Below are 13,320 nucleotides of genomic sequence, written 5' to 3'. Positions count from 1 at the left end.
ACGGGGGCCGGCGTCGCGGCGGAGGAGGTCAGCGGGTGACGGGTGCGACCGGGGAGGAGACGTCGATGGTCGTTCCGGGCCGGCCCAGCAGCGCCTGCACCACTTCGGCCTTGAGGTCCGCATCGTGCGCGTCGCCCCAGACGACCGTCTTGGTGCCGCCGTCCTCGAGGGTGAGGACGAGGGTGACGTCGCTGGTGCTGGAGGCGGAGACCTCCCGGACAGCGCCGCGCAGCGGATCGGGCAGGGAGGCGAGCACCTCGCTCATGGTCGCGGCCGCGCCCTCGGGGTCGGCGGCGCCGCCCTGGACGGTCATCGGCACCAGGGTCGCGCCCTCGGCGGCCGCGGCCGGGAGCTCCTCCCCCGCGGCGTCGACCACGGCGGTGCTGCCGTCGGCGCGGGTGAGCTGCGCGACCGGGGCGGCCTCGGTGACGGTGACGGTCATGCCGTCGGGCCAGGCCCGGTCGACCTCGGCGGAGGCGACGCCCGGCACCTCGGCGGCCCGGTCGGCGATCTCGTGGGTGGGCAGCAGCAGCACGCTGTCGCCGGCGTGGGAGGCGACGGCCTCGCGCACGTCCTCCTCGGCGACGTACCCGGTCCCCTCGACGGTGATGTCGCGGACCTGCAGGGCAGGGAGCATCACGGCGGTGGCGAGGGCGGCGACGAGCACGAGCAGGGTCACGAGGGTGCCGGCGATGATCGCGCGCCGACGACGGCGCCACGGGCGTCCCGCGACGAGCTCGCGGAAGCGGTCCGCGGCCTGGACGACGCGGCCGCCGCCCGGCTCCTCCTCCTGGTTGCGGGGCGGGGCGAGCGGCGCCTCGGGCGCGACGGCGGGTCGTCCGAGGCTTCGGCCCCTGCCCCGGGATGCGCCCGGTGCCGGGGACGGCGTGGCGGCCGAGTGGGCCGAGGGGGCCAAGTGAGCGCTGCGGGCCGACGGCGCCGGAGCGGCGCTCCGGCCGGTCGGCGCGGCGCGGCCCGGCTGCGCGGCGCGGCCCGAGATCGGGGTGCGGCCCGACTGCGGGGTGCGGCCCGACCGTGCGGTCCGCGACGGGCCCCCGGCGGAGCCGGTCCCTTCCGTGGGGCGAGGACGGGCCTCGCGGGCGGGGCGCCGTTCGGCGGACTGCTCGGGGCGCTCCGCGGGCGGCGTCGGACGGACCGTGCCGGGGCGCGGCCTGGGAGTGGTGGGGCGGCGTGCCATCAGGCGCGGTCCCGGGGGTCCGCCTCGAGCGCGGCGAGCAGCGCCGGGGTCGTCTCGACGATGTCTCCGGCGCCCAGCATCAGCAGCAGGTCGCCGGGGCGGGCCGCGGCCGGGACCAGGTCGAGGACCTGCACGTCGGCGTCGAGGGGCACCACTGCCTCGCCCGCGTGGGCGGTGATGGTCCGGGCGGTGGTGGCGGGGTCGGGGTCCTCGCGGGCGGCGTAGACGGGCATCACCCAGGCGAGGTCCGCGGCCTCGAGCGCGGCGGCGAAGTCCGCGGCGAAGTCGCGGGTGCGGGAGAAGAGGTGGGGCTGGAAGACGGCGAGGACGCGGCCCGGAGTCTCCTGCGCCTCGACGATCCCGCGGGCGGCGTCCAGGGTCGCGGCGACCTCGCGGGGGTGGTGGGCGTAGTCGTCCACGACGGTCACTCCCCCGGCGGTGCCCGCCACGTCGAAGCGGCGGGAGGCGCCGGTGAAGGTGCCCAGGCCCGCGGCGAGGCGGGCGGGGTCCAGGGACGGGTCCGCGGCGGCGGTCGCAGCGAGGGCGCCGACGGCGTTGAGGACGTTGTGGTGGCCGGTGACGGCGAGGGACAGCGTCAGCGGGCCGGCGGGGCCCTCGATCTCGACCTCGGCGCCGCGGGCCCCGCTGCGCTCGGCGCGCAGCGTCCACGCGGTGCCCTCTGCGGTGCCGTAGCCCTGGACGGCGACGCCGCGGGCCCGGGCCCTCTCGCCGAGGGCGGCGGCGCCGGGGTCGTCCTCGCAGACGACGAGGGTGCCGCCGGGCAGGAGCCGGTCCACGAGCGCGTCGAAGGCGGCGGTCAGGGTCTCGGCGTCGCCGTGGAAGTCGAGGTGGTCGGGCTCGAGGTTGGTGACGACGATCGAGCGCGGGGCGAAGGCGAGGAAGGAGCCGTCGGACTCGTCGGCCTCCACGACGGCGGGGCTGTCCGGGCCGCTGCCGCCGGGCTGCTCCCCGAAGCCGGCGTTGCGGCCGAGGTCCGGCACGGCCGCGCCGAGCGCCCAGGCCGGGTCCTGCCCGGCGCCGCGCAGGGCGGCGACGGCCATGCCGGTGGTGGTGGTCTTGCCATGGGTGCCGGCGACGGCGATCAGGTCCCGCTCCCCGAGCAGGCCCGCCAGCGCCGCGGCGCGGTGGATGACGGGGATCCCGCGCTGGTGGGCGGCGGCGACCTCGGGGTTGTCGGCGCGCACGGCGGTCGAGACGATGACGAGGTCGCAGTCCTCGGCGAGCAGCGCGGCGTCGAATCCGATCCCGATCCGGGCGCCGGCCTCGCGCAGCGGGGCGATGAACTGGCCGTCCTGGGAGTCCGAGCCGCTCACGGCGAGCCCGGCCTCGAGGGCGAGGCGGGCGACGGCGCTCATGCCGGCGCCGCCGATCCGCACCACGTGCACCGAGCGGATGCTCTTCCCCGCCGGCCAGTCCGGCCGGGTGATCACGTCGCCGGGGCGCAGGATCGTGCGGGGTGCGGGGCCGTGAGAGGAGGCGGGAGTCATGGGGTCACGGTATCCGGGCGCTCGGCGCTGCCGGGTCAGGCTCGGCGTGCGACGCCGATCACGACGTCGGCCATCACCTCGGCCGCGTCCGTGATGCCGAAGGCGCGCGCGGCCTCGGCCATCGCGCCGCGCCGCTGGTCGTCCAGCAGGAGAGGCAGCACCTGGTCACGCAGGTGCTGCGCGTCGAGCTCGGCGTCGGGGACCATCAGCGCGCCGCCGGCGGCGACGACCTCCTCGCCGTTCAGCGCCTGCTCGCCATTGCCGATCGGGAGCGGGACCAGCACCGCGGGCAGGCCGACGGCCGTCAGCTCGCTGACGGTGCCGGCGCCCGAGCGGGTGAGGGCGAGGTCGGAGGCCGCGTAGGCGTCCTCCATGGCGGAGACGTATTCCAGCACCCGGTAGCTCTCGTGCTCGACGAGGCCGTCGGCCTTGCCGCGGCCGGTGATGTGGAGGATCTGCGCGCCGGCGGCGGTGAAGGCCTCGGCGGCCTCGCCGACGGCGGCGTTCAGACGCTGGGCACCGAGGGACCCGCCGGTGGCCAGTAGCACGGGGCGGGACGGGTCCAGCCCGTAGCCGGCGACGGCCTCCGCCCGGCGGGCGGCGCGGTCGAGATGGGCGATCCCCTCGCGCATGGGCATGCCGATGCGGCGGGCGCCGGGGAGGGTGGAGCCGTCGAAGGCGGTGAGCACGGCGGCGGCGCGGCGGGCGCCGAGGCGGTTCGCGAGCCCCGGGCGACGGTTCGCCTCGTGGATCACGACGGGCAGGCGCTGGGCGGCCGCGGCGAGATAGGCGGGCGGGCAGACGTAGCCGCCGTAGCCGGCGACCACGTCGATCCGTCGCTCGCGCAGGAGGGAGCGTACGGCCTTCAGCGTGCCGGCGAAGCGACCGGGGAAGCGCAGCGCGGCCCCGTTCGGGCGGCGCGGGAAGGGGACCTTCTCGATGGTGACGAGCTCGAGCCCGGCGGCGGGGACGAGGTCCGTCTCGAGCCCCTGGGCGGTGCCGAGCACGATGATCTCGGACTCGGGGCTGCGGCGGCGGATCTGCGCGGCGGTGGCCAGCAGCGGGGAGACGTGTCCGGCGCTGCCGCCGCCGGCCAGGAGGATGCGGGGCGGGGTGGGGGTCATCGGGTCCTCCGGGAGGGGCTGGAGGCGCCGCGGCGGCGGCGCGAGGCGGAGCGTCCCGAGCGCGAGGAGCGCCCGGCCTTCGCAGCACGACCGGCCTTCCCGCGGCGTCCGGCCTTCGCGGGGTGGGCGGCAGGGGCGCTGTCGCGCGGGGCGGGCTGGACGCTGACGGAGCGGCGCACCGCCCCGAAGCGGGCGCTGATCGCCTCCTGCGCGCCGGGCTCGCGCCGGGCGAAGGAGAGCAGCAGTCCGAGCGCGGTCATCGAGGCGAGCAGGGCCGAGCCGCCCGAGGAGATGAACGGCAGGGGCACGCCGATCACGGGCAGCAGCCCGGTGACCACCATCATGTTCACGACGGCCTGGCCGAGCAGCCAGGCGCTGATGCCGGCGACGGTGATCTGCATGAAGTGATCCTCGAGCCGGGTGATCATGCGGAACATGATCAGCGCCAGCGCGGTGAACAGCGCGAGCACGCCGAGGGTGCCGATCAGGCCGAGCTCCTCGCCGATGATCGCGAAGATGTAGTCGTCCTGGGCCGCGGGCAGACGTCCCCACTTCTGCCGCGACTCCCCGAGACCGACGCCCCACCAGCCGCCCTCGGCCAGGCCCATCAGGCCCTGGTCCGACTGATAGCAGGAGTCGCCCTCGCAGATCCCGTGGATCCAGTTCGTGATGCGAGCCATGCGGTTGGCGCTGGTGACGGTGAGGAAGATGATCCCGATGACCCCTGCGGCGCCGGCGAGGGCGAACCACCGACGCGGGATGCCGGCCACCCACATCGCTCCGGCGACCAGCATGGCCATGATCATCATGGTCCCGAGGTCATGCCCGAGCATCACGAGACCGAGTGCCAGGAGAGCGCCGGGCACCAGCGGGAACAGCAGATGCGCAGGGCGGTGGAGCAGCGGTCGTTTCACCGACAGCAGCGCCCCGAGCCACACGGCGAGGGCGAGCTTGAGGAACTCGGAGGGCTGCAGCGTCTGACCGCCGATCATGATCCAGTTCTGGTTGCCGTCCACCGCGACGCCGAGGCCGGGGACGAAGACCAGGCACTGCAGCAGGAGCCCGAGGCCCAGCAGCGGCCAGGCGGCGCGCCGGTAGAAGCCCGGCGGCAGCACCGCGGCGATGATCAGCAGCACGAGCCCCATCCCGGCGAAGGTCCCCTGGCGGACCAGACCGGCGTATCCGGAGTTGCCGCGGGAGATGTTCAGGACCGCGGAGGAGGACAGCACCATCACCAGGCCGATGCCGACCAGCATCGCGCCGACGACGATCAGGCCGTAGAAGTCCAGCGCCGGGGAGCGCAGCCAGCTGCCGACGCCCTCGCGGACGCGACCGGAGATGTTCCCCAGGGGCTGGTCCTCGTCGGGGCGGACGACGGAGGTGGAGCGGTCCGCGGGCCGGGTGCCGGAGCCGGACGGGCGGGAGTCGGTGCTGCGACGTGCGTCGCGCCGGGTGTCCTCCATCGTCATGCGTGCTCTCCTGGCAGTCGGGTCACGGCCGCGGCGAACAGATCCCCCCGTTCCGCGTAGTCACGGAACTGGTCGATGGAGGCGGCGGCCGGGGCCAGCAGCACCACGTCCCCTGCGGCGGCGAGGGAGCGGGCGGCCTGCACCGCGTCCTCCATCAGCCGGGTGCGCGCGGCGACGTCGTCAGTCTCGCCCGGATCGATGCGCCGGACGGGGACCTCGGGGGCGTGTCGGCTGAGCGCCTCGGTGAAGGGCGCGGGGTCCAGGCCCAGCAGCACGACGCCGACCAGGCGGTTCGCGGCGGCGGCGACGAGCGGGCCGAGATCGGCGCCCTTGACGTCGCCGCCGGCGATCCAGACCACGCGCTCGGCCGCCTGGAGGGAGGCCGCGGCGGCGGCGGGGTTGGTGGCCTTGGTGTCGTCGACGAAGCCGATGCCGTCGACGGTGGCGAGGTGCTGGGCGCGGTGGGCGCCCATGCGGTAGGCGCGCAGGCCGTCGCGGACGGCATGGGCCGGGACGCCGTGCGCGCGGGCGAGCGCGGCCGCGGCGAGGGCGTCCAGGAGCACGTGGGGGCCGGCGCCCTGGGGGCCCAGGTGGGCGAGATCGGCGAGGGTGGCGAGCTCGGCGGCGGAGCTGCGGCGCTCGGGGTGGAAGGCGCGGTCGACGAGGATGCCGTCGATGATCCCGAGCTCGGACAGGCCCGGGGCGCCCAGCGAGATGCCGACGGCGCGGGCGCCCTCGACGACGTCCGCCTCCTCGACCAGGTGCAGGGTGGTCTCATCGGCGGTGTTGTAGACGCAGGCGGTGCGGACGCGATCGAAGATGCGTCCCTTGGCGCGGGCGTACTCCTCGGCGCCGCCGTGCCAGTCGAGGTGGTCGGCGCTCACGTTCAGCACCACCGCGGCCTCGCAGTCCAGGTGCTCGGTCCAGTGCAGCTGGAAGCTGGACAGCTCCAGCGCGAGCACGTCGAAGCCCTCGGGGTCCAGGGCCGCCTCGATCACGGGCAGGCCCACGTTCCCGCAGGCGACGGCGCGCAGGCCCGCGGCGCGCAGGATCGACTCGAGCATGGTGACGGTCGTGGTCTTGCCGTTGGTGCCGGTGATGCCGAGCCAGGCGGGGCCGTCGGCGGGCTGCATGCGGCGGGCGAGCTCGACCTCGCTCCACACGGGGATGCCGCGGGCGGCCGCGGCGGCGAGCAGGGGCTGGTCGGGGCGCCAGCCGGGCGAGGTGACCACGAGGTCGATCCCCCGGTCCTCGGGCAGGGCGCGGGTGTGCTCGGTGCCGAGGCGGAACTCCACCCCGAGCACCTCGAGGATCCGGGCGCGCTCGCGGATCTCGGGGGTGTCCGCCCCGTCGACGACGAGCACGCGGGCGCCGCGCTGCATGGTCTGGTCGGCGATCGCGTACCCGGAGACGCCGAAGCCGGTGACGAGGATCCGCAGCCCGGCCACGTCCATCCCCGGCCAGGGACGCTCCTCGGCGGGGAGGGAGGGGGCGCCGCCCGCCGGGGCGGTCATGAGGCGAGCCTCGGCAGGGCGTCGAGGTAGAACAGGCCCAGGCCCACGCCGGCGAGGATCCCGGCGACGATCCAGAAGCGGACCACGATGGTGACCTCGTTCCAGCCCTTGAGCTCGAAGTGGTGCTGCAGGGGCGCCATCCTGAACACGCGCTTGCCGGTCAGCTTGAAGCTCGTCACTTGGATGATCACGGACAGGGAGATGACCACGAAGAGGCCGCCGATGATCGCGCCGAGGATCTCGGTGCGGGTGACGATGGTCAGGCCGGCGATCGCGCCGCCGAGGGCGAGGGAGCCGGTGTCGCCCATGAAGATCTTCGCGGGCGAGGTGTTCCACCACAGGAAGCCGACGCAGGCGCCGATGATCGCCGCGCACAGCACCGCGATGTCCAGCGGGTCGCGGGTGTCGTAGCAGTGCACCAGTCCGCCGGCGTCGAGGTCGACGCTGCACACCTGCCGCCACTGCCAGAAGCTGATGATCAGGTAGGCGGCGGTGAACAGGATGGTCGCGCCGCTGGCGAGGCCGTCGAGGCCGTCGGTGAGGTTCACGCCGTTGGACCAGGCGGCGACCAAGAAGTTCGCCCAGATCGCGAACAGCAGGAAGCCGACGACCGAGCCGAGGAAGGCGAGGTCGAGCCAGGGGATGTCGCGGACGAAGGAGATGTGCGTGGAGGCGGGAGCGTTGCCGTTCTCGTCGGGGAACAGCAGCGCCATCACGGCGAAGCCGGTCGCGACGAGGAACTGGCCCACCAGCTTGTAGCGGGGGCGCAGGCCCGTGGAGTCCTGCTGGGAGATCTTGAGGTAGTCGTCGAGGAAGCCGACGACGCCGAGGCCCACCATCAGGAAGAGCACCAGCACCACGGAGACGCTCGGCGAGGTCCACAGCACGAGGTGGGTGAGGAAGTAGGCCAGGACCACCGCGAGGATGATCGCGACGCCGCCCATGGTGGGCGTGCCGCGCTTGGTCGCGTGGGAGGTGGGGCCGTCGTCGCGGACGAACTGTCCGTAGCCGCGGCGCTCGAGCACCTTGATGAACAGCGGCGTCCCGAAGATGGACATGGCCAGGGCGAGCGCCCCCGCGATGATGATCGCGATCATGCATCGTCTCCCGTCTGGTCGGTCCCGGCGGGCCGGTCGAGCGCCTCCACGAGCGGCTGGGCGAGCCAGCGCAGGCCCGCGTCGCGCGAGGACTTCAGCAGCACCGCGTCACCGGGACGCACGGTCCGTTCCAGCACAGCGAGCGCCTCGTCCACGGTGTCGACGTACTCGGACTCGCCGCCGAAGCTGCCCTCGAGGCTCGCCCCGTGATGGATCGGTGCGGCGCCGTCGCCGACGACGTAGAGCTGGGAGATGTTCAGCCGCACCGCGAGGCGGCCGATCTCGTCGTGCAGCAGTGCCGCGTCCGGGCCGAGCTCGAGCATCTCGCCGAGCACGGCGATGGTGCGGCGAGTGCGGCCGAGGTGCGCGAGGGTCTTCAGCGCGTGGCGCATCGAGTCGGGGTTGGCGTTGTAGGCGTCGTTGATGACGAGCGCGCCGCCCGCCTCGAGGACCTCCATGCGGTGGCCGGAGGCGAGCGTCGCCCCCTCGAGCGAGGCGGCCGCCGCCGCGGGGTCGACGCCCGCGGCCAGCGCCCCGGTCAGGGCCGCCAGCACATTCGCGGCCTGGTGCTCGCCGAGCAGGTCGGGGCGGACGGGGAAGGTGCCGGAGGGGATCGGGGTGCCGTCGAGGGCGGTGAGCCCGTCGGGCACGACGAGGTCGAAGCCGACGCGGGCACGGTCGTCGAGGGTGAGGTCGGCGCCGCGCACCGTCCCCTCGTGGAAGCCCCAGGTGAGGACCGGGGCGGCGGAGCGCTCGGCCATCCCGGCGACGAGGCGGTCCTCGGCGTTCAGGATCGCGCGGCCTCCGGGGGCGAGCGCCTCGACCAGCTCGCCCTTGGCCGTCGCGATCGCCTCGACGCTGCCGAACTCGCCGAGATGGGCGGAGCCGACGTTCAGGACGAGGGAGATGTCGGGGCGGGCGATGGCGGTGAGCTGGGCGATGTGGCCGATGCCGCGGGCCCCCATCTCCAGCACGAGGAAGCGGGTGGACGCGGTCAGGCGCAGCACGGTTAGCGGCAGGCCGAGCTCGTTGTTGAACGTGCCGGCGGGGGCGATGGTCTCCCCGGCGGGGGTGAGGATCGTGCCGAGCAGGTCCTTGGTGCCGGTCTTGCCGGCGCTGCCGGTGACGGCGAGGACGACGAGGTCGGGGTTCTCGGTGCGGGCGAGCTCGAGCTGGGCGCGGGCGAGGGCGGACAGGGCGGTGCGCACGTCGGTGACCTGGACGGCGGGCACGCCGCGGTCCTCGGTGACGAGCGCGGCGGCGGCGCCGGCGGTGCGGGCGGCCTCGAGGTAGTCGTGGCCGTCGGCGTGCTCGCCGGGGAAGGCGGCGAACAGGTCGCCGGGGGCCGCCTCGCGGGAGTCGATGCGTGCGGTGCCGGTGACGGTCTCGTCACCGGTCGCGCCGCCCACGAGGGTCCCGCCGGTGATCTCGGCGATCTCCCGTGTCGTGATCTGGAGCATGCTCAGCGTCCTTCGTCCATGTCGTCGGCATCGACCCGTCGGGGCGTCGACCGTGCCGTGTGCAGCGCGTCGCGCAGCCGGAGGCGGTCGTCGAACGGATGGACGATACCCCCGATCTGCTGGCCCGTCTCGGCTCCCTTGCCCGCCACCAGGATGGTGTCGGACACGTCGGCCAGGGAGGCGGCCAGCTCGATCGCGGCGCCTCGCCCGTCCACCTCGTGGACCTGCGCTTTCGTGCCCTCGGGGATGCCGGCGAGGACCTCGGCGCGGATGCTCGCGGGGTCCTCCGTGCGGGGGTTGTCGTCCGTGACGATGACCACGTCGGCCAGGCGGGCGGCGACCTCGCCCATCCGGGGCCGCTTGGTGCGGTCGCGGTCCCCGCCGGCTCCCATGACGACCACGAGGCGGCGCGTGCCGGGCACGGCGCGCAGGGTGGTCAGCGCCTGCTCGAGGGCGTCGGAGGTGTGGGAGTAGTCCACGATCCCGCGCACCCCGTCGCCGGCGACCAGCTCCATCCGGCCGGGGACGGTGCCCTCGGTCGCGAGGGCCTCCACGACCTCCGGGCCGGAGTGCCCGATCGCGGCGAGCAGCAGCTCGGCGGCGAGGGTGTTGGCGACGTAGTGACGGCCGGGCAGCGCGGCGTGCAGGGTGCGCTCCCCGTCGGGGCCGTGCACGGTGACGGTGCTGCCGTAGCCCTCGGAGTGCGCGGCGACGGCGCGATGGTCCGCCTCGACGCCGGGCAGGGTCGCGTAGGTGATGACGGGGATCGTCGCCTCGCGGGCGAGGCGGCGGCCCCACTCGTCGTCCACGCAGACGATCCCGCGACGGGCGTGCTCGGGGGTGAACAGCAGTCGCTTGGCCCGGTAGTACTCCTCCATCGAGCCGTGGAAGTCGAGGTGGTCCTGGGTGAGGTTGGTGAAGCAGGCGACGTCGAAGACCACCTCGTCGGCGCGGTGGAGGACGAGCGCGTGGCTGGAGACCTCCATCGACGCGACGGCGACCTCGTCCTCGGCCATGCGGGCGAGGATGCCGTGCAGCTCGGGCGCCTCGGGGGTGGTGCGCACGGTCGCGACCGTGTGGTCCGCGCCGCGGGCGTCGCGGTAGCTGGTGCCGCTGGTGCCGATCACCCCGGCGGGGACGCCGAGGGCGAGCAGGGTGCGGGTGATCGCGGTGGTGATCGAGGTCTTGCCGTTGGTGCCGGTCACGCCGACGGTCGCGAGGCGCTCCGCGGGCCGGCCCTGGACCAGGGCGGCGGCGGTCGCGGTGGCGGCGCGGGGGTCGGGGACGACGAGGGCGGGCAGGCCCGCCTCGGCGCAGAGCGCGCTGCCGTCCTCGTCGGTCAGGGCGAGGGCGGCGCCGCGTTCGACGGCCTGGGCGGCGAACCGGGCACCGTGGGTGACATGGCCGGGCAGCGCGCACCACAGGTCGCCGGGCTCCACGGAGCGGGAGTCGAGGGTGACGCCGGTCAGGCGCAGGGCGTCATCATCGGGGTCGTGCGGCGCGGCGCCCAGGGCGGAGGCGAGCTCGGCGACGCTCGCGCCGCGGGCGCGGCGCGGGCGTGCAGGCTCGTGCTGGGGCACAGGGGTCTCGCTCATGGGTGTCCTCACCACTCGTTCTCGAGCTGACGGGCGGGCACGCCCGTCGGGGCGATGCCCTGGTTCTGGAGCGTGAAGGTCGTCAGCTCGGAGAAGGCGGGGGCGGCGGCCTTGGAGCCCGAGATGAAGGTGTTCAGGCCGAAGAGGAAGACGCCGATGACGATCTCGGGGTCGTCCGCGGGGGCGAAGCCGATGAAGGAGGCGGTGTAGGTGCCGTCCGGGACCTGGGCGGTGCCGGTCTTGCCGGCGACCGCGTAGCCGCTCACCGCGGCGCTCGAGGTCTCGTCGTCCACGGCGTTGTCCATCAGCGCCTGCATGGTGGCAGCGGTCTCGCTCGAGACGACGCGTGTGCTCTCGGGCTCGCCGAGGGGGCGCACGGAGCCGTCGGCCTCCTTGACGCCGGAGATCAGCGAGGGCTGGACGCGCACGCCGTCGTTGGCGAAGGTGCCGACGGCGGAGACCATCTGGAGGGCGTTGACGCTGTAGCCCTGGCCGAAGGAGGTGGTGTAGCGGGTGCGGCCGGTCCAGTCGGAGGCGGGGTGGACGATGCCGGCGGACTCGCCGGGCAGCTCCACGCCGGTCTTCTCCCCCAGCCCGAAGGCGAGGAGGTAGTCGTGGCGCACCTCGGGGGTGAGCGTCTCGGAGATCTGCACGGTGCCGACGTTGGAGCTGTTCTTCAGCACCCCGGCGAGGGTGAGGCGCTGGTCGGGGTGCTGGTGGGAGTCCTTGATGCGCTCGCCCTCGAAGTACTTCTCGTAGGGGATCTCGTACTGGGTCTCGGGCGTGACGGTGCCCTCCTCGATCGCGGCGGCGATGGTGAAGAGCTTGCCGGTGGAGCCCGGTTCGAAGACGCTCGAGATCGCGCGGTTGCCGAGGTCCTCGGCATCGGCGTCGCCCGGCGAGTTCGGGTCGTAGGTCGGGGACTCCGCCAGGGCCAGCACCTCGCCGGTGCGAGCGTTGTAGGCCACGGCGCTGCCCCCGGTGGCGCCCCACTGCTCGACGGAGCTGGCGATGACCTGCTGCGCCTTCCACTGGAGGTCGCGATCGATGGTGAGCACCACGTCGCTGCCGTCGACGGCGGGGGTCGTCTCCTGCTTGCCGGTGGGGATGATCTGCCCCTGGGCGCCGCGCTCGTAGGTGGTCTTGCCGTCGGTGCCGGCGAGCTCGTCGTCGAAGGAGAGCTCGGTGCCGGCCAGGGCCGTGCCGTCGGCGCCGACGAAGCCGAGCACGTTGCCCGCCACGGAGCCGGCGGGGTAGATCCGGTCGGCGACCGGGTCCGCACCGATGCCGGGGATGCCCAGCGCGATCGCGGCGTCACGCACGGCGGGCTCCACGTTCTTGCGGAGGTACGCGAAGCCGGCCTCGCCGGTCAGCGCCTCCTCGGTCTCGCTCACGCTCCAGCCGAGCACCGGCGCGAGCTCCTGCGCAGCGGCCTCCACGCCGGTGACCTCGGCGGTCTTCGAGTTCGCGAGGTAGTCGTCGACCTGGGTCTGGTTGACCCAGAGGTCATAGCGCTGCACGGAGCTGGCCAGCACGGTGCCGTCGCGGTCGGTGATGTCGCCGCGCAGCGCGGGGATCGACCGGGTGACGGTGCGCTGGGCGATCGCCTCCTCGGCCCGGGCGCTCGCGTCCAGGCCCTGCACCCAGACCAGGCGGCCGGAGAGGGCGAGCACGGCGACCAGGACCAGGCTGATCAGGAGGCGATGGCGGGTGGAGGGGTCCCCCACGCGGGCCCGCGGGAGCCGGATCGCGCCGCCTGCGGGGCGTGGACGACCAGCACCTCCCGCGGAGCGGGAGGTGCTGGACCGGCCGTTCCTGCGCGATGGCGACATGTGTCAGGCCCCTTCGTTGCCCATGCCGTGGTATTCGGTGGGCTCGTCGTAGATCTGCGCCGGCGGGACCGCCACCTCGGCGGGCACGTCCGCCAGCTCCGGCGTCCCCCCAGTCTGCTCCGCCGGGGCCGTCTCGCCGATGATCTGGCCCGTGTCGAGGTCGATATATGCCGGATCCGACACCGGGACCATCCCGATCTCGCGCGCCTGGCGCTCGAGCTCCTGCGGGGTGCCGAGGCGCTCGTTGGTCTCCTGGAGGCCCTGGCTCTCCTCGGTCAGCCGCTGCGACTGGCCCTGGAGCCGGGTGATCTCGTAGCTCGCGTCGGACATCTGGATGTTCATGAACAGCAGCGCGGCGAGGGTCGCGGTGACGATGAGCGTGCACAGCAGCGTGAACGGCATCGAGCTGCCGCCCGTCTTCGGCGTGGAGACGACGGTGAGGCGGGGCCGGGCGGTCTGGGCGGTGCGCGCTCCGCGAGCAGGGCGGATCGCGGGCGCATGAACGGCGGACGTGCTGGCCATC

The 13,320-nt window shown here is 74.5% G+C and carries 10 protein-coding genes; all 10 read right to left on the bottom strand.

Features of this window, described 5'->3' with window-relative positions:
* Positions 1–28 precede the first annotated feature (28 nt).
* Positions 29–1,198 carry a cell division protein FtsQ/DivIB gene (locus A4A78_RS11350; protein WP_062949278.1) on the bottom strand — a complete coding sequence of 390 codons (1,170 nt, stop codon included), beginning with the start codon at positions 1,196–1,198 and terminating at the stop codon, positions 29–31.
* Positions 1,198–2,706 (bottom strand): UDP-N-acetylmuramate--L-alanine ligase, encoded by a 1,509-nt coding sequence (murC, locus tag A4A78_RS11345; RefSeq protein WP_062949276.1) that lies wholly within the window; start codon positions 2,704–2,706, stop codon positions 1,198–1,200. Before murC ends, A4A78_RS11350 begins: the two co-directional genes overlap by 1 nt.
* Positions 2,707–2,741: 35 nt before the next feature.
* Positions 2,742–3,830, bottom strand: a complete 1,089-nt coding sequence (gene murG / locus A4A78_RS11340) for an undecaprenyldiphospho-muramoylpentapeptide beta-N-acetylglucosaminyltransferase (RefSeq protein WP_062949274.1) — start codon at positions 3,828–3,830, stop codon at positions 2,742–2,744.
* Positions 3,827–5,299 carry a putative lipid II flippase FtsW gene (gene ftsW, locus A4A78_RS11335; RefSeq protein WP_062949272.1) on the bottom strand — a complete coding sequence of 491 codons (1,473 nt, stop codon included), beginning with the start codon at positions 5,297–5,299 and terminating at the stop codon, positions 3,827–3,829. Before ftsW ends, murG begins: the two co-directional genes overlap by 4 nt.
* Positions 5,296–6,813 carry a UDP-N-acetylmuramoyl-L-alanine--D-glutamate ligase gene (murD, locus tag A4A78_RS11330; RefSeq protein ID WP_062949270.1) on the bottom strand — a complete coding sequence of 506 codons (1,518 nt, stop codon included), beginning with the start codon at positions 6,811–6,813 and terminating at the stop codon, positions 5,296–5,298. Before murD ends, ftsW begins: the two co-directional genes overlap by 4 nt.
* Complete coding sequence (gene mraY, locus A4A78_RS11325; RefSeq protein WP_062949268.1) at positions 6,810–7,910, bottom strand: phospho-N-acetylmuramoyl-pentapeptide-transferase; 1,101 nt, start codon at positions 7,908–7,910, stop codon at positions 6,810–6,812. The genes murD and mraY overlap by 4 nt, the downstream gene beginning before the upstream one ends.
* Positions 7,907–9,370 carry a UDP-N-acetylmuramoyl-tripeptide--D-alanyl-D-alanine ligase gene (gene murF, locus A4A78_RS11320; protein WP_062949266.1) on the bottom strand — a complete coding sequence of 488 codons (1,464 nt, stop codon included), beginning with the start codon at positions 9,368–9,370 and terminating at the stop codon, positions 7,907–7,909. The genes mraY and murF overlap by 4 nt, the downstream gene beginning before the upstream one ends.
* 2 nt (positions 9,371–9,372) lie before the next feature.
* On the bottom strand, positions 9,373–10,965 hold the full coding sequence (locus tag A4A78_RS11315; protein WP_062949264.1) for a UDP-N-acetylmuramoyl-L-alanyl-D-glutamate--2,6-diaminopimelate ligase: 1,593 nt from the start codon (positions 10,963–10,965) through the stop codon (positions 9,373–9,375).
* 8 nt (positions 10,966–10,973) lie between these two features.
* Positions 10,974–12,692 carry a penicillin-binding protein 2 gene (locus A4A78_RS11310; RefSeq protein ID WP_062949262.1) on the bottom strand — a complete coding sequence of 573 codons (1,719 nt, stop codon included), beginning with the start codon at positions 12,690–12,692 and terminating at the stop codon, positions 10,974–10,976.
* Between the two features lie 108 nt (positions 12,693–12,800).
* Positions 12,801–13,319: a hypothetical protein gene (locus A4A78_RS11305; RefSeq protein WP_062949260.1), complete on the bottom strand. Its 519-nt coding sequence runs from the start codon at positions 13,317–13,319 to the stop codon at positions 12,801–12,803.
* Position 13,320 lies beyond the last annotated feature (1 nt).

The organism is Brachybacterium sp. sponge, assembly GCF_001613775.1.
Lineage (GTDB): Bacteria > Actinomycetota > Actinomycetes > Actinomycetales > Dermabacteraceae > Brachybacterium > Brachybacterium conglomeratum.
The sequence above is the reverse complement of the archived record's forward strand: the minus strand, read 5'-3'. Positions and strand labels throughout refer to the sequence as shown.

Bases quoted from the DNA above. Each gene is read 5' to 3' on its own strand.
- A4A78_RS11315 (WP_062949264.1), bottom strand. From the start codon at position 10,965: ATGAGCGAGACCCCTGTGCCCCAGCACGAGCCTGCACGCCCGCGCCGC.
- A4A78_RS11305 (WP_062949260.1), bottom strand. From the start codon at position 13,319: ATGGCCAGCACGTCCGCCGTTCATGCGCCCGCGATCCGCCCTGCTCGC.
- ftsW (WP_062949272.1), bottom strand. From the start codon at position 5,299: ATGACGATGGAGGACACCCGGCGCGACGCACGTCGCAGCACCGACTCC.
- mraY (WP_062949268.1), bottom strand. From the start codon at position 7,910: ATGATCGCGATCATCATCGCGGGGGCGCTCGCCCTGGCCATGTCCATC.
- murF (WP_062949266.1), bottom strand. From the start codon at position 9,370: ATGCTCCAGATCACGACACGGGAGATCGCCGAGATCACCGGCGGGACC.
- murC (WP_062949276.1), bottom strand. From the start codon at position 2,706: ATGACTCCCGCCTCCTCTCACGGCCCCGCACCCCGCACGATCCTGCGC.
- A4A78_RS11350 (WP_062949278.1), bottom strand. From the start codon at position 1,198: ATGGCACGCCGCCCCACCACTCCCAGGCCGCGCCCCGGCACGGTCCGT.
- murD (WP_062949270.1), bottom strand. From the start codon at position 6,813: ATGACCGCCCCGGCGGGCGGCGCCCCCTCCCTCCCCGCCGAGGAGCGT.
- murG (WP_062949274.1), bottom strand. From the start codon at position 3,830: ATGACCCCCACCCCGCCCCGCATCCTCCTGGCCGGCGGCGGCAGCGCC.